Source organism: Streptomyces koelreuteriae (assembly GCF_018604545.1).
In the GTDB taxonomy this organism is placed as follows: Bacteria; Actinomycetota; Actinomycetes; order Streptomycetales; family Streptomycetaceae; genus Streptomyces; species Streptomyces koelreuteriae.
Window position 1 is genome coordinate 5,532,280 of the sequence record NZ_CP075896.1, and the last position, 20,969, is coordinate 5,553,248.

Genomic DNA, 20,969 nt, shown 5'->3' on the forward strand with positions numbered 1-20,969 from the left:
ATGACCGCCCGGAACGAGAACAACGAGAACGACTCCGTCCGGCGTGACGGCAGTGACGGTTGTGGCGGCAGTGACGGCTGTGGCGGCGGCGAGTACGACGGCATGGACGCCCTGATGGCGGCGATCCTCGGTGACCCGGTGCCGGAGGGCGCCCGCCGGGACGCCGACTACCTGGCGGCCCACAGCGCGGCTGTCACCGACGTCGCGCTCCTGCGGGAGCGGCTCACGCTGCTGGGGGACACCCTGGCAGGGCCGACAGCAGGTCCACGGGCTGCCGCGAACGGCGCCGGGCCGCGGGCGCCCGTCGACACGGTGGTGAGGGAGTTGCCCGTGAGGTCGCGGCGGAACCGTCCCCGGCCCCTCTCCCTGGCCCTGCGCGGTCTCGCCGCCGCCGCGGCCGCCACCGTCGTCGTGGGCATGGGGTGGCTTGTCGTACAGGGCGGTGGCGGTGGCGGGGACGACTCGGGGGGCAACTCCTCGGCCGCCGACTCCGCGGCGAAGCCGCAGCAGGGCAGCGAGGACGCCAAGCTCAGTCACGCCGGCTATCTCGCCTGCGCCCGGCTCGTCGTCGAGGGCACCGTCGCCGAGGTCGAACCCGTCCCCGGCACCGGACAGGACCGCGTCACCCTCGACGTGGAGCGCTTCTACAAGCCTGCCAAGGGGCAGAAGCGGGTCGTGTTCCCGATGAGCGAGGACATCGACCCCCGGCTGCGGCCGGGCGACCACGTCCTCATCGGGATCACGGGCGGGCAGGCCGAACCGGACCACTGGAGCGTCGGAGAGAAGGAGATCGCCCACGACCGGGCCTGGATCACCGCCGCCCTGCCCGATTCGCGCACGACCACCTGCCCATAGAGGCACATGAAGAAGGGCGGGCGCCCATCCGGACGCCCGCCCACAGAGACTGTCGGCCGGAGTTACGGCACGACCTTCTCGATCTTCACGCTGCCCAGGCCCGCGACCGTGCCGCGCGCGTTGACCAGCTGGACCTGACCGAAGAACTCACGCCCCTCGGGAGCGGCCGCCGCGGCGGTGACGCTGCCCGAGACCGTGGCCGACGCGCCCGTGCCCAGCTTCACCGGCACCGAGCCGTCGACACCGACGGTGCCGAGGGACGCGGAGAAGAACACGTCCTGGTAGTCGTAGGCGGTGGTGCCGGCCGGCACCGAGTAGCCGACGACCTCGACGGTGTACTTACCGGCGGCCGGGGAGGGGACGGAGACCGACTCCTCCGAGTCGCCGTCGGCGGAGCTGCCGACCTGCGTACCGGCGGCGTTGTAGACCGCGAGGTCCAGGTCAGCGGCCGTGTCCGAGACACCGCCGATGGCGACGTCCAGGGACTTCGCGCCCGCGGGCACCTCGACCGTGGTGGTCTGCGTCTCGCCCTGCTTGATCGACGGACGGGTCGTCTTCGCCGAGCCGAGCGGGCCGCCCACCAGCTTGCCGTCGAGCGCGGCGAAGCCGTTCGTCACCTTCCAGGAGGCGGTGGCCGGGGTGCCGACCTTCGCCTCGGGCACGGTCACGGTCTCCGGGTCGAAGGCCGCGCCGAGCACGGCGACATCCAGCTTGTACGGGTTGTCCAGCAGCGGCGACGTACGGCGCGACTCGACCTCGATCTCCCACACGCCCGGCTGCGGGTTCGCGTACGAACGCAGGTCGGGGCGGCAGGTGTTGGCCGGGTTGGTGTAGTTCGGGTAGCAGTTGATCGTCGACGTCGGGTCGGACGGGACGCCGTAGGGGTGGATGGAGATGAACCGGGTCTGGCTCTTGTCCTTCAGCCCGCTCATCGCGACCTCGAGCGTCTTCGCGCCCTCGGGCACGGTGACGTAGTAGTGCTGCGAGCTGTTGCGCTGCACCGAACCGGAGGCGGAGAAGGTGTACTTCAGCGGCTCGGCGGCGACGACCGTGTGCAGGACCTGCCGGTCGATGCCCTCGGTCTTCGGGTCGTCGACCTCGAGGATCGCGCTCTTGATACCGGCGGACTTCGGCGCGGCCTGGACCTTGACGGTCACCGGCTGGTTCAGCGGCAGCTTCACCTCGTCGGAGCCGACGACGCGGAACGTGCCGCCCGCGTTGTTCTCGAAGTGCAGCTCGTGCCGGATCGCCTTGTCGGCGCCGGACGTACGCGTGACGGTGACCTCGTAGGTCTTCTTCTGACCGGCCTTCAGGCCGCCCTCACGGTCGTAGAGGCCCGTGCCGAAGCCCGGGGTCTTCAGGAACTGGTCGATCGCGGTGTCGACCGGCGCCTTCACCGTGTAGGCGTGCGAGGTGGCGTCGTCGCGGATCGAGTCCCAGGCGTCCTCGATGTTCATGAGGCCCGCGCCCTCCTCGTACGCCTGCACACCCTTGATGTGGTCGGCGGTCGAGGTGAGGGCCGTGCGCAGGGTCGCCGGCGTGAGGTCGATCTTCTTCTGCTTCGCGGCGGACAGCAGCAGCGCGGCGGCACCGGCGGCCTGCGGGGAGGCCATCGAGGTGCCCTGGAGCATGCCGTAGCCGGCCGGCAGGGTGTAGCCCGCCTCGGCGACCGGGGCGCCCGGCATCCAGGTCTGGATGGTGTTGATCGCGGCACCCGGGGCGACCAGGGTCGGGGTGAAGCCGCCGTCCTCACGCGGGCCGCGCGAGGAGAACGGCATCAGCGCGTATTTCTTCTCCACGACCGAGCCGTAGTTGGCGGCCCAGGTCTCCTTGGAGACGGACGCGCCCACCGAGATGACCTTCTCGGCCAGGGCCGGGTCACCGATGGTGTTGGTGCCGGGGCCGGAGTTGCCCGCGGAGATCACCAGCTGGACGCCGTACTCGTCGATCAGGCGCGTGTACAGCTCGGCGCGCGCGTTGTTGCCGTCGTTCAGCGCCGGCAGACCGCCGATGGACATGTTGACGATGTCGACGCCGCGCTTGGTGACGAGGTCGATCATGCCCTCGGTGAGCGCGACGTTGGTGCAGCCGCCCGACCAGGTGCAGGCGCGCGAGGAGACCAGCTTGGCGCCCGGAGCGGCGCCGTCCATCTTGCCGCCGAACAGGCCGTTCGCGGCGGTGATGCCGGCGACGTGCGTGCCGTGCTCGGACTCGATGACGCCGATGTTGACGAAGTCGGCCTTCGCGCCGGACGCGGTGACGACGTCCTTGCGGATCTCGACGACGAACGGCTGCCGCTCGGCGATGTCGGTCTTCGGGTCGTCGGTGCCGAAGTAGCCGACCTGGAAGCCGTCCTTGTACGGCTTCATCGCGGTGTCGTCACCGAAGTCGTTGTTGTTGTTCAGGTCGACGCGGACCGTGCCGGACGCGGCGTCGTACAGCATGCCCCAGGCGTCGGTGGTGTCGCCGTCCCGGTTGGCGTCGCCCGCCGCGTCGCCGCCGGTGGTGTACGACTCCAGGAAGGTGCTGACCTTGTAGGAGCCCGCCGGGGCCGTCCAGGTCTTCCCGCCGTAGGTGAAGCTGGGCCCGGAGACGGAGGCGGTCATCGGGCGCCAGGTGCGGTCGCCGTCGACGACCGGGTCGGTCGCGGTGACCCAGTCGACGATCTTCCGCTCGCCGGTGGTGGTCTTCTGCAGCGCCGGGTGGCCGAGGTCCACACCGGAGTCCAGGATGCCGATGGTGATGCCGCGGCCGTCGGCCTTCGGGTGGTCCTCGACGAAGTCGACCGCGCCCGTCTCGAAGGACGGGTTGTACGGGTTCTCCGCCGGGGTCTTCTTCCCGGGGGCCGGGTAGGTGCCCTTCGCGGCCTTGGCGCCCTTGGCGGCGTCCGCGCTCGGCGTCGGGTCGTCCAGCGGGATCTCCTCGCGCAGGTCGATGCCGTGCACGGAGGAGAGCTTGGCGGCGGCGGCGATGGCCGAGTCCGCCCGGGAGGTCGGGACGGTGGCGCGGACGTAGCCCAGCTTGTCGTCGGCCCGGCCCACCGTGCCGCCCTTGACCGCGTCCAGCTGCCCGGCGACCTGCTCGGTCTTGCCCGGCGCGGTGGCGATCATCATCGTGACGGTCTTGTCGCCGTCGGCCTTGGCCTCCGCGAGGAGGTCCGCGTCGTCCGAACCGAGCTTGTCGGGCGCGGACTTGACGTCCGGGTCGGCGGGGGCGGAGGCGCCCGGGCCGTCGGCGGCGAAGGCCAGGGGGATCGGCCCGGCCGCGGAGAGCGCGGCGACGAGACCGGCGGCCACGGCTATCCGGGCCACACGTCTCGGGCCCGATATCGGGTCTCGCTGGGGGGTGAGGGTCATCGGCATCCCTTGTTGGTAAAGGAACGAGCGGGAACGACCAGGACCGATCGACCCTGGTCGCAACGGTCCGAACGCGAGCCCGGACGATCGCACAGCTTTGCGTAAGGGCACGCTCTTTGGGGACTGTTGACCGAAACGAGATGGATGTATGGGGAAAACCCGCGATGCGTTTTGCGGGCATCAGTCCTGAAGGCGGCGAAATCGGTTAACGTCCCTGGGTGCGAGAGAAGTTGAGGGTGGCGGCCTACGCCGTATGCGTCCGTGACGGACAGATCCTGCTCGCCCGCTCACCCGCCCAGGACGGCACCCCCGAGTGGGTCATGCCGGGCGGCGGCATGGAGCACGGCGAGGATCCCTACGACACCGTGCGACGGGAGGTGGAGGAGGAGACCGGGTACCGGATAGAAGTGACCGGACTGCTCGGCGTGGACTCCTCCCACCGCGTCTTCCGCGACGGCTTCGGACGCTCCGTGGACCATCACGGCGTCCGGTTCGTCTACGAGGGCCGCATCACCGGCGGCGAACTGCGCAACGAGGTGGGCGGCTCCACCGACCTCGCCGCCTGGCAGGACCTCGACGCCGTGCCAGGCCTGGTCCGCATCGGGCTGGTCGACACGGCGCTGAGGCTGTGGCGGGAGCGCCCGGCCGGCGGGCGGCTCAACGGGGTCCCGGTGCAGGGAATGGGTCCGGAATAGTTGCAGTACCCCGGAAGATGAACGCCGAGTGACCGACTCCGGGCCGTTCCCGGAGCGGTCGTCGACGCGGAGGGTGGGCCAAGATCCACGTACGGTGATCGGTGCTGCCCGTTGCCGTCGCGTTTACGTACAGGTCATCCCCGGTGCCAACGATCCAGTGTGAGCGGGGTGTTCGTTCGACGAACGCCCCGCGACCACTGCCGACGCGTTCGTACTCGGGGAGAGAAGCGCATGTCGCGCACACGCTCAGTCGCAGGCTCCGGCCAGGGCATCCACCGTCGTTCCGTCCTCGCCGCCGGCGGCGCGGTCGCCCTCTCCGCGGGCGTCGGCTACGCCCTGCGGCCCAGCGACAGCCAGGCCGCCACGCCGGCCAAGGGGGCGACCGAGGCCGTCGCCGCCTCCTCGCGCCAGGCACCCGCCGCGCCGCTGGCCCCCTACACCAAGGGCACCACCCTCGCCTCCGTCGCCACCCCGCGCGGCGGCTCCGGCTACCGGCGCCTGGGCGACGGCCCCGGCTGGCAGCGCGTCGTGCGCTCCGACCTGGCCGCGCCCAAGTCCGGCCGCGCCGGGCGCCGTACCCCGCTCGCGGCGTTCGTGCAGCTCACCGACCTGCACATCATCGACGCCCAGCACCCGCTGCGCCTGGAGTACCTCCGCTCGGCCGACACACGCGCCTGGCGGCCGCACGAGGCGCTGACCGTGCAGGGCGCCATCGCGCTGGTGGAGCGGATCAACGCGCTCCGCGGCGCCCCCGTCACCGGCGCCCCGCTGCACTTCGCCATGACCACCGGCGACAACACGGACAACAATGCCAAGTCCGAGCTGGACTGGTTCCTGAAGATCATGAGCGGCGGGCGCATCACGCCCAACACCGGGGACCCGCGCACCTACGAGGGAGTCCAGAACAGCGGCCTCAAGCAGTACTGGCAGCCGGACGCCGCCCTCCGCGACAGCGACAAGCAGGCCGGCTTCCCCAAGCTCGACGGCTTCCTCAAGGCCGCAGTCCGTGAGGTCCGCAGCCCCGGCCTCAACCTGCCCTGGTACTCCACCGTCGGCAACCACGACTCCCTGCCGATGGGCTGCTACGCCTCGCACGGCGACTCCTACCTCACCGAACTCGCCGTCGGCGGCAAGAAGCTGATGAACGTCTCCGCGGCGGAGGCGCAGCAGCTCCAGGCGCAGATCAAGAAGGCCCGGGACCCCCAGGGCGTCCGCTATCACGACTTCCTCAAGTCCCATGCGCGTGACATGCGTTCGGTCACGCCCGACGAGAGCCGCGCCCCCTTCACTCAGGCCGAGTACCTCCAGGCCCACCTGGACCCCGCCCACCGCGGCATCGGCCCGGCCGGTCACGGCTACTCCTCCGCCAACCTGGACGCGGGCACCCAGTACTACGTCTTCCGCATCTCCGACGACGTCATCGGCATCAGCCTGGACACCACCGACGCGGGCGGCCACTACGAGGGCTCCCTCGGCACGGCCCAGATGAAGTGGCTGGAGAAGACCCTGCGGGAGAACAAGGACTCCCACGCGGTGATCTTCAGCCATCACACCAGCAAGACGATGACGAACCTCCGCAACGACCCGTCCCGGCCGGGCGAGCGCCGCCACAGCGGCCAGGAGGTCCTCGCCCTCCTCGGCGGCCACCGCAACGTGCTCGCCTGGGTGAACGGCCACATCCACAAGAACGTCATCACCCCGCACTCGATGTCCGGCGGCGGTACCTTCTGGGAGATCTCCACCGCCTCCCACGTCGACTTCCCCCAGCTCGCCCGGGTCATCGAGCTGACCGACAACAAGGACGGCACGATCTCCCTGTTCACCACCCTGGTGGAGTCCTCGGCCCCGCACCGCACGGACTTCTCCGACCTCTCCCAGACCGGCCTCGCGGCCCTCTACCGCGAGCTGTCCCTCAACGCCCCCGGCGCGAACCCGAACCTCGGCGGCGATCCCGAGGACCGCAACACCGAGCTGGTGCTGAAGAAGGGCTGATTCCGGCTCAACCCGGCCGGACCCGATCAACCCGGGCGGCGGGGCCGGGGTCCCAACCCCTGACACAGCTCGATGTGACAGAGCTCGATGTGACAGAGCTCGATGTGACAGGGGGAAACGGGGACATGAGGAAGCAGCTGCGTACGACCCTGATGGCGGCGAAGGCCGTGGCTCTGACGGCGGCCCTGGCCGCTCCGGCGCTGGCCGCTCCGTCCAACGGTGGTCACGAGGCGACCCGGCAGGCGGTACGGGCCGCGGTCGCCGACGGCGTCCCGGGCGTGACCCTGACCGTGCGGCGGGGGCACGGCACCTGGGCGGCCACGGCCGGCGTCGGCGACCTCGAGACGGGCAAGCCGCGTTCGACGGCGGACCACTACCGGGTCGCCAGCGTCACGAAGACGTTCGTCGCGACCGTCGTCCTGCAACTGGAGGCGGAGGGACTGCTGTCGCTGGACGACACGGTGGAGGAGTGGCTGCCGGGCGTGGTCCGGGGCAACGGCCACGACGGCCGGAAGATCACGCTGCGCCAGCTCCTCAACCACTCCAGCGGCATCTTCGACTACCTGCGTGACACCGGCTTCCAGCAGAAGTACATGACCCCGGACGGCTTCATGAAGCACCGCTTCGACCAGGCCTCCCCCGAGGACGCGATCGCCATCGCCATGGGGAACAAGCCGCACTTCGATGAGCCGGGCACGTCGTTCGCGTACTCCAACACCAACTACGTCCTGGCCGCGCGGGTGATCGAGAAGGCCACGGGCAGCGACGACTACGCCGACGAGATCGAACGGCGGATCATCGCCCCGCTGAAGCTGTCCTCCACATCGGTCCCCACCCGGGTCACCCTGCCCCGGCCCAGCAGCCGCGCGTACTCCAAGCTGGCCAAGACGGACACGGGCCCGACGTACGACGTCACGGAGCTGAACCCGCGCCTGGCCTACGGCTCCGGCCAGATGGTCTCCAGCTCGGCCGACCTGACCCGCTTCTACTCGGCCCTGCTCCGGGGCAAGCTGCTTCGGCCCGAGCAGCTGAAGGAGATGAAGACCACGATTCCCTCCAGCCGCGACACCAACCGCTACGGTCTGGGGCTCGTCGACCGCAAGCTTGAGTGTGGCGTCCACGTCTGGGGCCACGACGGCGGCATCTTCGGCTCGAACACGGACGTGGTGACGACCGAGGACGGCCGGCACTCCCTCGCCGTCAACTTCAACGGCGACTGGTCGGGAAGCACCGACGCGATCATCGAGGCGGAGTTCTGCGGTAAGTAGCTGGTCGCTACGGCTTCTCTTCTCGGCCTACATGGGTGAGGAACGCCGTCCACGCGGCCGGGGGGAGGAGCAGGGCGGGGCCGGTGGGGGTTTTGGAGTCGCGGATGGCTATGGAGGGGGAGAGGTGGGTGGCTTCCAGGCAGTTCTGGCCGGTGCCGTCGCTGTAGGACGACTTGAACCAGGACTGGGCGGAGGCGAGTTCGTGCGCGGCAGGGTGCGTGGGCATGGTCTACAGCTCTCGTTGTAGTCGGTGCAGGAAGTCGGGAGTGTCCTCGGGCGGCAGGGCTGATGCTGTCATGGCTTCGAACCGACGGATGAAACGATCGACCACACGGCGCTTGTCCGAGGTGTGGGTGGCTCCCCACGGGCTGTCGATCTGGACGCGCGGCGGCAGTTCGTCTCCGAGGTCGAGGATCGCGAAGTCGTTCGTCGAGCGATAGCCGGGGCGGAAGGGCAGCACCTGGATCGTGATGTGCTCCCAGCCCGACATCTTCTCGATCCTCGTGTACTGCTCGCGCATCACCTCGCTCCCTCCGACCGGGTACCGAAGTGCGGCTTCCCCGAGGATGACGTGCAGCTTGACGGGGCTTTCCCGGGTGAGCACCTCCTGGCGCTTCATCCGCAGCTCAACGCTACTGCGTACGAACTCCGCCGTGGTGTCCTCGATGGGCTTGTGAGCCTCCAGGAGGGCGCGGGCATACGGTTGCGTCTGGAGCAGGCCGTAGACCAGGGTCGGGTGGTACACCTTCATGCTGCGGGACTCGGGTTCCAGCCCGACGAACGCCGGCATCCCGGCGGGCATGAGCCCCCGGTACTGGGTCAGCCAGTCCTGCTGGTTGGACTCCTTGTTGAGGCTCATCAGCGACTCGATGACGTCCTCGTCGGAGACCCCGTATTTGTCCAGCAGCTTCCGCAGATCTCCGATGTTCCGGAAGTTCAGCGCGCCCTGCTCGATCCGCAGCAGCGAGGCCTCGGAGATACGCAGCCCTTGTACCGCCTGCTTACGGGTGAGCCCGCCCCCTCGATCGCCGAGACCGCAGCTCTCCCGCAACTGGCGCAGTTGCAGACCAAGTTCGAGTCGCTGTGCCGTGCGCCCACGCTTGGCAGCCATGTGCACTGTCCCTTCGATCCAGCACGCTGTGCTTGTGCCCGTGTACCGAGTGTGACACGGCCTGTGCGGGCGCTGCAGGTGAATGTGCACATGTAGGCATAGTCCAATCCTGACTTCTCTGAAATTTCTGGGGAGTTTCGATTGCTGGTCGATCGGCCTGCTCGAGACCGTAAAGGGGCAGCTCAAGCGAAAGGGACCCCCATGCCCCACCCCCACACCCCTGCCCTCCTCACCCACGACTGGTCCATGGGCTACCCCATGACCCTCCGCAGCGTCCGGCTGGCCCGGCTGCACACCCGGAGACGGCTGACGATGTGGAACTGGGCCGGAGACCTCGACGACGCCGTGCTCGTCACGTCGGAGCTCGTCGCTAACGCGGTACTGCACGGCAGGGTCGTAGGGCACGAACTGTGGTTGCGGCAAGCCGTGCTGGAGGACGGCCGGCTGTCCATCGAGGTCTCGGACCCCGTACGGGCGTTTCCGGAGGTCAGGGAGGGGGCGGGAGGAGAGACCGGCCGGGGTCTGGTCGTGGTGTCCGGGATCGCCGAGGAACTGGACTGGTTCCTGCGCGAGGAGGTCGGCAAGACGGTACGGGCACGCCTTGCGGCCGGTGGGTGACACAACTGTCGGGGCCGCCCGCTTCTTTGCCAGTGTCGTGCTGCGGCGAGCCGAGTAAAGGGCGCTGCGCGTCGCCTGCGGCGATCGGCCTTCGGCCGCCCCTTGACTCGCCTCGCCGCAGCACGGGAGAGAAGCGAGCGAACGGCCCGGAAAGGCGGGTGGCCGAGCCCTGTGTGCGGTCATCGGCCCGTTGGCCTGCCGGGCGGCGTGGGCGTACGCGCCCGCAGCGAGCAGCACGCCGGGTGGGATCGGCGGCGATCGGAGCGTCTGGGCGCTTACGGAGGGTGTTGGTCCAGGCAGGGCGAGGTGCTGGTGGCCGAAGGGCTCCGATCGGCCATCTATGAGGCGTGAGGCATCCGGCTGGTGAGATACCCGCTCACGTTTCGAGAAGTTCGAGAAGAACGACCGGACCTTCCATACCTCGGCTGCCCGGCTACGAACCCCTAGTGAGGCAGAGCAGAAAAGTCGGCACCCGAGGGGGTTTTCTCATGGCGGGACAGCAGCTCCAGGAGGTGGTCAGGGGCTCCGTTGTCGCCGAGCGGTTCGCCGCGTTGCTGGCGGAGGTCGCTCATCTGGACGAGGTGCGGATCGACAGCGACTTCTTCGATGATCTCGGCGCCGACTCCCTGGTGATGGCGCACTTCTGCGCACGGGTGCGGAACCTGCCCGACCTGCCGGCGGTGTCGATGCGGGACGTGTACCGGCATCCGACCGCCGGGGGACTGGCGGCCGCACTGGTCGACAGCACCCCGCGACCGCCGGTCGAAACCGGGGTGCCCAGTCCATCGGGACTGCCCAGGGCACCGGTGACAACACCGGTGCCGCCGACCGGCCGCCCGCACCGTGTGCTGTGCGGGGCGCTGCAGATGCTGGCCTTCCTCGGTTACTCCTTCCTTCTCGCCTTCGTCACCGCACAGGGCTACGAATGGATCGCCGCGCAGGAGCATCTGCTCGACGCCTATCTACGGAGCGTCGTGTTCGGTGCCGCGCTGTTCGTCGTGCTGTGTGCCCTGCCCGTGGTCGCCAAGTGGGTGCTGATCGGCCGGTTCACGCCACGGCGGTTCCGCGTCTGGAGCCTCACCTACTTTCGGTTCTGGCTGGTCAAGACGCTGATCCGGTCGAGCCCGCTGGTCCTGTTCGCCGGATCGCCGCTCTACCCGCTCTATCTGAGGGCCCTGGGCGCGCGGATCGGCAAGGGCGTGACGATCCTGTCGCGCAGCGCCCCCGTCTGCACCGATCTGCTGTCTGTCGGTGACGGCACGCTCGTCCGCAAGGACGCGCTGCTCAGTTGCTACCGCGCGGTCGACGGTGTGATCGAGACGGGGCCGGTCACCCTGGGCCGGGGCGCGGTCGTGAGTGAGGTGACGGTGCTGGACATCGGGTCCCGGCTGGGGGACGGGGCCAGGCTCGCGCACGCGTCCTCCCTGCACACCGGGCAGACGGTCCCCGACGGTGAGCACTGGCACGGTTCCCCGGCCCAGCCGGCGGACGGGGCCTTTCCGGAGGTGGAGCCCGCCCGGTGCGGCACCGCGCGGCGAGCGACGCACGGGGTTCTGATGCTGCTCACGGCGCTGCTGGTGTATCTGCCGCTCGCGGTGGGCTGCCTGGACGTGCTGCTCTCCCGGATGCTGGAGGGATCCGCCGTGCTGAAGGGCGGGGCGACGGTGCTCTATGTCGACCTGCTGATCGTCACGGTCGTCGTCTTCTTCGGCGGGGTGCTCGCCGCGCTGGCGGTCCTGGCCACCGTCCCCCGGCTGCTGGGTAGCTTCGTACGGCCCGGCCGGACGTACCCGCTCTTCGGCTTCCGCCACACCGTGCACCGCACGATCGTCCTGATGACGAACAGGAAGTCCCTGACCCGGCTGTTCGGCGACAGCACGTGCATCGTCCACTACCTGCGCTGGATCGGGTATCGCCTCTCACCTGTGGAGCAGACGGGCTCCAACTTCGGCACCCAGGTCAAGCACGAGAGCCCCTTCTTGAGCGCGGTGGGTACCGGGACCATGGTCGCCGACGGGTTGTCCCTGATGAACGCCGAGTACTCCAGTACGTCGTTCCGGCTGTCGCGGACCTCGATCGGGGCGCACAACTTCCTCGGGAACCGGATCGCCTACCCGGTGGGTGGGCGGACCGGCGACAACTGCCTGCTGGGTACGAAGGTGGCGATTCCCGTCAGCGGGCCGCTTCGGCACGATGTCGGACTGCTCGGCTCGCCCTGCTTCGAGATCCCTCGGTCGGTGGCGCGGGACAGCACCTTCGACGAACTCAAGGACGGGAACGGTCTCGGCCGTCGCCTCGCGGCCAAGAACCGGCACAACGCCGTCACCATGGCCTGGCACCTGCTCACGGGGTGGCTGTTCTTCTTCAGTGTGGTTCTGCTGTTCGCGCTCGCCGCGAGTCAGTACCCGGTGTGGGGCACGGCGGCCCTCGCGCTCGCCAACGCCCTCCTGCTGCCGTTCACCCTGGTGTACTACGTCCTCCTGGAGCGGGCCGTCACGGTGGTGCACCGGCCGGAGCCGCTGTTCTGCTCGATCTACGACCGCCGGTTCTGGGTTCGTGAGCGGTACTGGAAGGTGCCGTCCGAGACGTATCTGCACGTCCTCGACGGGACACCGTTCAAGAGCCTCGTCTGGCGGCTGCTCGGCGTGCGGATCGGGGCCCGGGTCTTCGACGACGGCTGCGCCGTGACCGAGCGGCCCATGGTCCGGATCGGGGACGACTGCACCCTCAACGCGGGCAGCGTCCTGCAGTGCCACTCCCAGGAGGACGGCACGTTCAAGTCGGACCGCAGCGCGCTCGGCGCCCGCTGCACCCTCGGCGTCGGAGCGTTCGTGCACTACGGCGTGACGGTCGGGGACGGTGCCGTGCTGACGGCGGACTCCTTCCTGATGAAGGGCGAGACGGTCCCCGAACACACCCGCTGGGCGGGCAATCCGGCCCGCCCCCTGGACGACGGCGACGGAGGTGCGTGGTGATGGCGGCGACAACGACCGAGGCCCGCGTCCCCGCGAGCGACAGCCGGGCTGACGGCGGTTTCACGGCCGTGCCCCGGTGGGCGAAGGACCCGGTGCCCGGGAGTGGGGTGCAGGTCAGCCGTGTCCCCGGCGAGGTGACGGCCGCCCTGCGGGCGCGGGCCCGTGAACTCGGTGTGCCGTTCGCCGCGATTCTGCTCGCGGCCCACGCGAAGGTGCTGGCCCTGCTCTCCGGCGATCCCGAGGTGCGCAGCGGTTACCTCTCCCCGGCGGGGGCGGGGATCTTCGAGGTGACCGTCGGGCCCGGCACCTGGGGTGAGCTGGTGCGGGCGGCGGGGCGGGCCGAGTCGGAGGTGCCTGCGCCCGGGCCCGGGCCCGGGCCTGAGGTGGTCTTTGCCCCTACAGGGCAGGAGGTCGTCGTCCCGTCGGTAGGCGACGGCGGCCCGCTGCTCGGCGTATCGGCAGGTGAGGACAACGGCCGGCTCGTGCTGCGGCTGCGGCACCGGACCGATCTGCTGGACGCCGACTGTGCCGCGCGGATCGGGGGGTACCACCTCGCCGCGCTGGAGGCGATCGCCGCCGACCCCGACTCCCGCCACGACCTGGGCAGCCTGCTGTCCGCGGACGAACTCCGGTTCCAGCTCGACGAGCTGGGGGCTGGGCCGCGCCGGGCGCTGCCGGACCGTCGGTTCCATGAACTGTTCGAGGAGCGGGTGCGCCGGAATCCGGACGCCGTCGCCGTGGTTCAGCAGGGCCGCCGCCTCACGTACGCGGACCTCAATGCCCGGGCCAACCGGGCGGCCCGTGCCCTGCTGGCCGAGGGGCTCGGTCCTGAGGGCACGGTCGCCGTGGTGACCGAGCGGGACCTCCACTGGGCGGTCGGTGTGCTCGGTGTCCTCAAGGCCGGTGGTGTGTATCTGCCTGTCGACCCGCATCATCCGCCCGGCCGCATCGGCGCGATGCTGACCCGCGCCGAGTGTGGGTACGTCCTCACCGAACCCGGCAGCACCGGGCGGCTGGACCGGGCGCTCGAGACGCTTCCCGGAATCCGGCGGCTGCTCGTCCCGGACCTCGCGGACGGGGCCGGCGACGGAACGGACCTCGGCCTGGACATAGCGGCGGACCGGCTCGCGTACGTCTTCTTCACCTCCGGGTCCACCGGGGAGCCGAAGGGCGCGCTGTGCGAGCACGCCGGGCTGCTCAACCATCTGTACGCCAAGATCGACGATCTGGGCATCGGCGAGGGCACCGTGGTGGCGCAGACGGCCTCGCAGTGCTTCGACATCTCGCTGTGGCAGCTGCTCGCCGGGCTGCTGACCGGTGGGCGGACCCTGCTGGTCGAGCAGGACGCCATCCTCGACGCGGACCGGTTCCTGGACCGGATCGCCGGAGGACGCGTCAACGTCCTGCAAGTCGTGCCGTCGTATCTCGACGTCATCCTGTCCGCGCTGGAACGCGTCCCCCGGGACCTGCCCGATCTGCGGTGTGTGTCCGTCACCGGCGAGGCGTTGCGCGGTGAGCTGGTCCAGCGGTGGTTCGCGGGCGGGCCCGCTGTGCGTCTGGTGAACGCCTATGGGCTGACCGAGACGTCCGACGACACCCACCACGAGGTGATGGACCGGGCGCCCGCCGGTGACCGGATCCCGATCGGGCGGCCCATCGCCAACGTGCACCAGTACGTCGTCGACGAGAACCTGCTTCCGGTGCCGCTCGGCGCGCCCGGTGCCATCGTGTTCTCCGGGGTGTGCGTGGGGCGCGGCTATGTCAACGACGCCGAACGCACCGCGCAGTCCTATCTGGAGGACCCCCACCGGCCCGGCCGACGGCTCTACCGGGGAGGCGACTTCGGCCGCTGGCGGCCCGACGGCAAGCTGGAGTTCCTCGGTCGCCGGGACGCGCAGGTCAAGATCCGGGGGTTCCGGGTCGAGATCGGCGAGGTCGAGAACACGCTGCTGCGGGTGCCCGGCGTCACGGACTGCGCGGTCGTGGTGAGTGGAGTGGAAGGGCACGGACGGCAGTTGGCCGCCTTCTGTGCGGGCGGCGGTGCGGTGAGCGCAGAGGAGCTGCGGGAGCGGCTCGCTGATCTGCTCCCCGCGTACATGGTCCCGGCGTCCTTCCACCGGCTGGACCGTCTGCCGCTCACCGCCAACGGCAAGACCGACCGCAAGGCGCTCGTGGCGCTCGCCGAGGACCTCGGCCCGGCCCGGGAATCCGGCGGCGCCCCGCGGACACCGGCCGAACGGCGGCTCGCGGCGCGCTGGGAGGCGGAACTCGGCCTGCCGCCCGGGCGGATCCGCCGCGACGACGACTTCTTCGACCTGGGCGGCACGTCCCTGACGGCGGTACGGCTCGCGGTCTCGCTGGACCGGGTGATCTCGCCGCGCGACCTCACGGGCCACCCCGTCCTGGCCGACCTGGCCCACCTGATCGACACCCGTACGAGTCACGAGAGGTGAGATCGACATGCTGTCGGCACTCTTCCGCAAGAACAGGGCCACCACGACAGAGACGACGGACGGTTTTCCGGTACTCGATGCCGAAGACATTCCGGATGCCCGGGCCGCGCTGCGCGAGCTCGTCGGCGAGCACGGGGCGGTCACCGTCCGGGGGCTCGGCCTGCGGACCCCGGACGACGTCGAGTCGGTCCTCCGCCGGGTCGCCGAGCGTCCCGTGACCGAGCGGGAGGCGTTCGCCGCCCGTGACCGCCACGCGGACGGCGTCTACTCGTCGTCGGCGTGGCCGCCCACCCAGCCCATGTGCATGCACCATGAACTCAGCTACGCCGTCGAGTGTCCCGGCCTGCTGCTGTTCGCCTGCCTGGAGCCGCCCGTCGAAGGCGGTGCCACCGCCCTGGCCGACGCGACCGCGGTGCTGCGGGCGTTGCCCGGCGACCTCGTCGACCGCTTCGCCCGGGAGGGCTGGCTGCTCACCCGGGCCTACAACGAGGGGATCGGCGCGACACTCGGTCAGTCCTTCGGCACCGACGACCGCGGCGAGGTCGAGGCCTACTGCCGTGCCCACGCGATCGACTGGTCCTGGCGGCCGGACGGTTCGCTGCGGACCTGGCAGCACCGGCCCGCCGTCGTACGGCACCCGGTCTCCGGCCGGGACTGCTGGTTCAACCAGATCGCGTTCCTGAACGAGTGGACGATGGCGCCCGAGGTCAGGGAGTTCCTGATCGACGAGTACGGCCCCGACGGCCTGCCCTTCAACACCCGTTACGGCAACGGCGACCCGGTGCCCCCGGACGTCGTCGAGCAGATCAACAAGACCTACGAGACCCACACCGTACGGCGGCCCTGGGAACGCGGTGACCTGATGCTCGTGGACAACGTCCGCACCGCGCACAGCCGGGAGGCGTACCGGGGGCCGAGGGACGTCGTGGTGGCGATGGCCGACCCCGTGCGTCTTGGCCTGCCGGGACCGCGGCCGGGGAGGGAAGCGGCATGACCACACTGCACACCGTCCCGCAGACCGCCATGGCGGACACGGACACCCCGGTGGTGCCGTCCTTCGCCGTCATCCCCGGAAGCCAGGTCAAGGAGGTGCTCCAGGGCCGGGAGAAGACCGTCGTGGACGTCGTCGAGTCGACGTACCGCCTGCACGGCTCCGGCCGTACGGTCAATCCGCCGTCCTCCTTCCTGCGCTTCCCCGACCGGCCGACGGCGCGGATCATCGCCCTGCCCGCCTCCCTCGGCGGTGAGGGCCGGGCGGACGGTCTGAAATGGATCTCCAGCTTCCCCGCCAACGTCGCCTCGGGCATCCCCCGCGCGTCCGCCGTCCTCATCCTCAACGACCCCGTCACGGGCTACCCCTTCGCCTGCATGGAGAGCTCGATCATCAGCGCCGCCAGGACCGCCGCGTCCGCCGCGTCGGCCGCCGACCGGCTCAGCAGGGGACGGCCGCGCCCGGCCCGGCTGGGGTTCGTCGGGGCGGGGCTGATCGCCCGTTACATCCACACCTATCTGGAGGGCACCGGCTGGTCCTTCGACGCCATCGGCGTGCACGACCTGTCGCCCGACAGCGCCGCGGGCTTCCGCACCTACCTGGAGCAGTCCGGGGCCGTCGGACGCGTCACCGTGCACGGCAGCGCCGAGGAACTGATCCGCCTCAGCGACCTGATCGTCTTCGCCACGGTCGCCGACCGGCCGCACATCACCGAGCCGGCGTGGTTCCGGCACAACCCGGTGGTGCTGCACGTGTCGCTGCGCGACCTCGCCCCCGAGGTGCTGCTCGGCGCCACCAACGTCGTCGACGACATCGACCACTGCCTGCGGGCCGCCACCTCACCGCACCTCACCGAACGCCTCACCGGCAACCGCGACTTCCTGCTCGGCACGCTCGACGATGTGATGGCGGGCCGGGTGACGGTCCCGGCCGGGCGTCCGGTGGTCTTCTCACCGTTCGGGCTGGGCGTGCTGGACCTCGCGGTCGGCGCCTACGTCTACGACGAAGTGGCCCGCTCCGGCCAATTGCGGGTCATCGACCACTTCTTTCACGAACTGAGCCGGCACGGCTGAGGGCGAAACCCGTCCTCCGGCCGGCCCCGTACGAGGAGAACATCGTGCCTGTCATTTCCGTACCCCACGCCTTCAACGAGGAGGACCTGTACGTCGACCTCCAGCCGATGACGGGACACCGGCTCTTCCTCAAGTGCGAGGGCTTCAACTTCGCCGGTTCGATCAAACTGAAGGCCGCCACCGAGATGGTGGAGTCCGCCGAGCGCGGTGGAACCCTCAAGCGGGACTCGATCCTGGTCGAGTCCTCCTCCGGCAACCTCGGCGTCGCGCTGAGCATGATCGCCGCGAGCAAGGGCTACCGCTTCGTCTGTGTGACGGACTCCCGGTGCAACCTCGCCACCCGGCTGATGATGGAGGCCCTGGGCAGCCAGGTCCACGTCGTCTCCGACGAGCACGCCACCGGCGGTCTGCTGGGCGCGCGGCTGGCGTACCTGCGTGCCCTGTGCGCCTCGGACGACCGCTATGTGTGGCTGAGTCAGTACACCAACCCCGACAACTGGCGGGCGCACTACTTCCGCACGGCCCCGGCCATCGCCCGCTGGTTCCCGCGCCTGGACGTCCTGTTCATCGGCGTCGGCACGACCGGCACGCTGATGGGCTGCGCCCGCTGGTTCCGTTCCTGGCACCGGCCGGTGCGGATCGTCGCGGTGGACAGCGTCGGTTCCGCCATCTTCGGCGACCCGCCCGGACGGCGGATGATCCCCGGCCTCGGCATGAGCCTCAGGCCTCCGCTGCTCGACGACGGTTACGTCGACGAGGCGGTGCGTGTCGAGGAGGCCGACGCCATCCGCACCTGCCGGACCATGGCGAGGCAGGGCTTCCTGTTCGGCGGGTCGACCGGCACGGTCGTCAGCGGGGCGACGAACTGGCTGGCCCGGCACGGAGCTCCGGGCCTCACGCCCGTCGCGATCGCCCCGGACCTCGGCGAGCGCTATCTCGACACGATCTACCAGAGCAACTGGGTGGAGGCCCTGTACGGCGACGAGGTGATCACGGACCCCCGCGCCGTGGGGACGGCGCCCTCCGACTGACCGAGGACGGTCATGCGTCCCGAGCGGCTGACATCCGCCGCCTGGGCCCGGCCTCCGGAGCCGCCCCGCCCCGGCCGGCCCCGCGTGTGGCTGGCCCGGGTGGAGGAACTCCGCGACATCGTGGCCCCGCTCGCCGACACACTGCTGGACGGCGGGGAACGGGCACGGGCCGCGGCACTGCGCCGGGCGGCGGACCGGGACGGCTACCGGGTCGCCCATGTGTGCCTGCGCCTGCTCCTCGGCGCCCACCTCCAAGTCGAGCCGTCGGACGTGACGTTCGTACGGCGACCCTGCCCGGTCTGCGGGGGCCCGCACGGGCGTCCCGACGTGCCCGGCGTGCCCCTGTGCTTCTCCCTCTCCCGCACCGACGGACTCTGCCTCCTCGCCTTCGCGGACACGGCGGTCGGCGCGGACATCGAGCGGCTGCCCGACGCGGACACCGTCGCCGCCCTCACGGAGACGCTGCACCCCCGAGAGGCCGACGAACTCGCCGCGTACCCGCCCGACCTGCGCCCCGCCGCCTTCGCCCGTGTGTGGACCCGCAAGGAGGCCTATCTGAAAGGGCTCGGCACCGGACTCGCACGCGATCCACGCCTCGATCACCTCGGCGCGGGTGCGCGGGGGCCGCGCCGGATGCCGGGCTGGACGGTCGAAGACGTGACGTTGGGAGAGGAGGAGGCGGCGGCCGCCGTGGCGGTGGCTGAGCGGTAACTGTCATGCAGGGGGCGGTGGCTGTCACGCCCGGGACTGGTGGCTGTCACGCCGGGGACGGTGACTGCCAGGCCGGGACCGCTGACCCCCCCCCGGGGCCGGTCGCCGGACGGTGACCGGTCCCGGGGGGCCCGTTCATGCCGGGAAAGGTGGCCGCGCCGCCATCGCGGTGGCCGAGCAGTGACCGTACTCCGGACCGCTGACCGTCACGCCGGGGACGGTGACCGTCAGGCCGGGATCGCTGACCCTCACGCCGGGACGGAGATGACGCCGACCGGGTCGGTCGTGGGCTGGCGGGAGCCGCCTGATGGTTCCACCGTGACGCAGACGGCCGTGGCCCCGCCGAGGCGGCCGTCCAGGACGTACGCCTGGCGTCCGCCCGACCCTGACACCAGTCCGGCCGGCCGGAACTGCCCCGGTCGGGCGTACCAGAGTTGGTAGACCTGGTCGTCGGTGAGCGGCGGCAGCCCGGAGGCGATGAACGCGGACTGTCCCTGCGCCCGGGAGGCGATCACACTCGCGGTGCCGCCGCGCGCGAGCTCACCCGTGCTGATCGTGGCGTCGGGCGCGGCCAGGACATCGGCGAGCTGCCGGTATCCGGCACGGTCCTGGGCGGCCTCCTCGCGCGCGGAGTCGGCCTCCGAGCTCTGCCACCAGGCGATGCCGCCGAGGGCCGCTGCCGCCGCCAGGGACGCCGCCAGCGCCAGCCGGAGAGCCCGTTGCCCACGGCGTCGCCGCCGGGCCTGTGCCGCGACGGTCCGGTCCTGGGGTACGGCCGCGATCCGCTCCAGCACCCGGCGGCGCAGGTCCGCAGGGGGTGTGCTCGTCTCTGTCGCCCCCATCGCGACGGCCGCCCCGGAGGCCTGATCGACCTCCGCACGGCAGGAGGCGCAGTCGGCCAGGTGCTCCTCGAACGCGGCTCTCTCACCGGCCGGCAGCGCGTGCAGCACATACGCGCCGACAGCGAGGTGGGGATCGTCGGTGAGGTTCACGAGCCGGCCTCCATACAGTCGTGCAGACGCCGCAGCCCCTGACGCATCCGCGACTTGACGGTGCCGGCCGGCATCGAGAGGGCCTCGGCGACCTCCGCGTAGGTCAGCCCCTCGTAGTAGGCCAGCACCAGCGGCAGCCTCAGTTCGCGGGTCAGTTCGGTCAGGCAGCGGAAGACGACCCGCTGCTCCTCCCGCGTCTCGACCTCCTCGGCGACGGTGTCGAAGGACCGCTCCTGCTCCCGGACGGCGGCGCGCAGCTCGCGTGCGCGGCCCGCGGCGACGGACCGGACCCGGTCCACCGCGCGGCGGTGCGCGAGGGTGAGGACCCAGTTCCGGGCGGCCCCGCGCGCCGGCCGGAACCGGTCGGCGGTCCGCCACACCTCCACCATCACGTCCTGGGTCACCTCCTCCGCCTGCGCCTTGTCCCGGATCACGCGGGTGGCCAGTCCCAGCACCGTGTGCGCCAGGGCGTCGTACAGTTCGGCGAAGGCCTCCTCGTCGCCGTCGGCGGCGCGGACGAGCAGCCGGTCCAGGCCGGGGTCGTCCGCGGCCGCCGTCCGTCCCCCTTGGGTGTCACCTTCCCTCTGGGCTCCGGCTCCTCGGTCCATCGCGCCTCCTCGGCTCAGCTCGACACTGGCCCTCTTCCACGGGCGGCGCATCCGGTCCGAACCCGTACGTCTGACAGATTCACCTGTCTGCCGCAGCAGGCGTCCGGCCGGTCTCACGCGCGGCGAGGCGGCGCGTTTCCACTGCTAGTTCGTAGCCGTCGGCCCGACAGATCAAGATCAGGGGCCGCCGGAACACGAGGAGGGGCCGCCGGAGTCACCGGCGGCCCCTCCTCCCCCTCC

Annotated in this window: 16 protein-coding genes; 11 read left to right on the plus strand and 5 right to left on the minus strand. The window is 70.8% G+C overall.

The window, feature by feature from the left end:
• Complete coding sequence (locus tag KJK29_RS24980; RefSeq protein ID WP_251057925.1) at window positions 1-855, plus strand: hypothetical protein; 855 nt, start codon at window positions 1-3, stop codon at window positions 853-855.
• Between the two features lie 62 nt (window positions 856-917).
• On the opposite strand, the gene KJK29_RS24985 is transcribed toward KJK29_RS24980, so the two are convergent.
• On the minus strand, window positions 918-4,211 hold the full coding sequence (locus KJK29_RS24985; RefSeq protein WP_215121365.1) for a S8 family serine peptidase: 3,294 nt from the start codon (window positions 4,209-4,211) through the stop codon (window positions 918-920).
• A 218-nt stretch (window positions 4,212-4,429) separates the two neighbouring features.
• Between KJK29_RS24985 and KJK29_RS24990 the strand changes: the two genes are divergently transcribed.
• The 3 genes from KJK29_RS24990 to KJK29_RS25000 all read left to right on the plus strand — a co-directional run bounded on the left by KJK29_RS24990 (window position 4,430) and on the right by KJK29_RS25000 (window position 8,166).
• Window positions 4,430-4,906 (plus strand): NUDIX hydrolase, encoded by a 477-nt coding sequence (locus KJK29_RS24990; RefSeq protein ID WP_251057926.1) that lies wholly within the window; start codon window positions 4,430-4,432, stop codon window positions 4,904-4,906.
• A gap of 231 nt (window positions 4,907-5,137) precedes the next feature.
• On the plus strand, window positions 5,138-6,898 hold the full coding sequence (locus tag KJK29_RS24995) for a TIGR03767 family metallophosphoesterase (RefSeq protein ID WP_215121366.1): 1,761 nt from the start codon (window positions 5,138-5,140) through the stop codon (window positions 6,896-6,898).
• Between the two features lie 125 nt (window positions 6,899-7,023).
• Window positions 7,024-8,166, plus strand: coding sequence for a serine hydrolase domain-containing protein (locus tag KJK29_RS25000; protein ID WP_215121367.1), 1,143 nt, complete (start codon window positions 7,024-7,026; stop codon window positions 8,164-8,166).
• Window positions 8,167-8,173: 7 nt separating this feature from the next.
• Here KJK29_RS25000 and KJK29_RS25005 read toward each other — a convergent pair whose 3' ends face one another.
• Window positions 8,174-8,392: a DUF397 domain-containing protein gene (locus KJK29_RS25005; RefSeq protein WP_215121368.1), complete on the minus strand. Its 219-nt coding sequence runs from the start codon at window positions 8,390-8,392 to the stop codon at window positions 8,174-8,176.
• Between the two features lie 3 nt (window positions 8,393-8,395).
• Complete coding sequence (locus KJK29_RS25010) at window positions 8,396-9,277, minus strand: helix-turn-helix domain-containing protein (protein WP_215121369.1); 882 nt, start codon at window positions 9,275-9,277, stop codon at window positions 8,396-8,398.
• A 201-nt stretch (window positions 9,278-9,478) separates the two neighbouring features.
• Here KJK29_RS25010 and KJK29_RS25015 point away from each other — a divergent pair, with 201 nt between their 5' ends.
• The 7 genes from KJK29_RS25015 to KJK29_RS25045 all read left to right on the plus strand — a co-directional run bounded on the left by KJK29_RS25015 (window position 9,479) and on the right by KJK29_RS25045 (window position 19,129).
• A complete protein-coding gene (locus KJK29_RS25015) occupies window positions 9,479-9,895 on the plus strand; it encodes an ATP-binding protein (protein WP_215121370.1) in 417 nt (138 codons plus the stop codon).
• Between the two features lie 488 nt (window positions 9,896-10,383).
• The gene (locus KJK29_RS25020) at window positions 10,384-12,870 is read left to right on the plus strand and encodes a Pls/PosA family non-ribosomal peptide synthetase (protein WP_215121371.1); all 2,487 of its coding nucleotides are present in this window, start codon (window positions 10,384-10,386) and stop codon (window positions 12,868-12,870) included.
• Window positions 12,870-15,323 (plus strand): non-ribosomal peptide synthetase, encoded by a 2,454-nt coding sequence (locus KJK29_RS25025; RefSeq protein WP_215121372.1) that lies wholly within the window; start codon window positions 12,870-12,872, stop codon window positions 15,321-15,323. Before KJK29_RS25020 ends, KJK29_RS25025 begins: the two co-directional genes overlap by 1 nt.
• A gap of 7 nt (window positions 15,324-15,330) precedes the next feature.
• On the plus strand, window positions 15,331-16,317 hold the full coding sequence (locus KJK29_RS25030; RefSeq protein WP_215121373.1) for a TauD/TfdA family dioxygenase: 987 nt from the start codon (window positions 15,331-15,333) through the stop codon (window positions 16,315-16,317).
• Window positions 16,314-17,387 (plus strand): 2,3-diaminopropionate biosynthesis protein SbnB, encoded by a 1,074-nt coding sequence (gene sbnB, locus KJK29_RS25035; RefSeq protein WP_215121374.1) that lies wholly within the window; start codon window positions 16,314-16,316, stop codon window positions 17,385-17,387. Before KJK29_RS25030 ends, sbnB begins: the two co-directional genes overlap by 4 nt.
• Before the next feature lie 44 nt (window positions 17,388-17,431).
• A complete protein-coding gene (gene sbnA, locus KJK29_RS25040; protein WP_215121375.1) occupies window positions 17,432-18,418 on the plus strand; it encodes a 2,3-diaminopropionate biosynthesis protein SbnA in 987 nt (328 codons plus the stop codon).
• Window positions 18,419-18,430: 12 nt separating this feature from the next.
• Entirely contained in the window at window positions 18,431-19,129 is a 699-nt protein-coding gene (locus tag KJK29_RS25045; RefSeq protein WP_215121376.1) for a 4'-phosphopantetheinyl transferase family protein, read from the plus strand.
• 248 nt (window positions 19,130-19,377) lie between these two features.
• Here the strand turns inward: KJK29_RS25045 and KJK29_RS25050 are convergent, their stop codons facing one another.
• Entirely contained in the window at window positions 19,378-20,121 is a 744-nt protein-coding gene (locus KJK29_RS25050; protein WP_215121377.1) for an anti-sigma factor, read from the minus strand.
• A complete protein-coding gene (gene sigK, locus KJK29_RS25055) occupies window positions 20,118-20,729 on the minus strand; it encodes an ECF RNA polymerase sigma factor SigK (protein WP_215121378.1) in 612 nt (203 codons plus the stop codon). The genes KJK29_RS25050 and sigK overlap by 4 nt, the downstream gene beginning before the upstream one ends.
• Between the last annotated feature and the right edge of the window lie 240 nt (window positions 20,730-20,969).